The organism is Stenotrophomonas maltophilia group sp. Smal17 (assembly GCF_030237045.1).
Classification (GTDB): Bacteria; Pseudomonadota; Gammaproteobacteria; order Xanthomonadales; family Xanthomonadaceae; genus Stenotrophomonas; species Stenotrophomonas forensis.
Genome location: NZ_JASJSU010000191.1, coordinates 1 through 571 on the forward strand (window position 1 = coordinate 1; position 571 = coordinate 571).

Consider the following 571-nt stretch of genomic DNA (forward strand, 5'->3'; position numbering starts at 1 on the left):
TGGCAACGTATCGCTTGCTTTAAAACAATTAATAGTTGCTTGATCAAACGTCTGCAAGATGGACAATCATCCTTCCTGCAGGCGCCTTCACAAGATACCTGCGCATACTTTCAAAGATCCGGGGAAGTGGCCTCAGCGCCGTTCCCGTGTGCTCCGAAGTTTCCTTCGTAGCGAGCCGCCCATTATAGCCGGCTTTTCCGCTTCGTCAACACCTTTTTTTCAAGGCCGCCTCACTGGAGTGGACGTTGTTGCCGATGCTGCTTCGTCGTTGGACCCGAAGGTCTTTCGTCGTTGCGAGCCGCCTATTATGGCAGGCCTTTCAGCTTTGTCAACAACTTGTTGAAGGAACTTAAAGCTCTTCGTGAAGTTGTTGCGGCAAGCCCAGGTCGAAACCGGGTGCCTGCAAAAAAAGGAAAACCCCGCTGCGCAAGCAGCGGGGTTCTCGGGTGTAAACCCTGGCGATGACCTACTCTCGCATGGCTTGAGCCACACTACCATCGGCGCAGCTGCGTTTCACTTCCGAGTTCGGGATGGGATCGGGTGGTTCCACAGCGCTAATTTCACCAGGGAG

1 rRNA gene is annotated in these 571 nt (G+C 53.8%); it reads right to left on the bottom strand.

The annotated features are described in order from the left end of the window. Positions 1 to 453 precede the first annotated feature (453 nt). Positions 454 to 568, bottom strand: a 5S ribosomal RNA gene (gene rrf, locus QRO93_RS21525). Positions 569 to 571 lie beyond the last annotated feature (3 nt).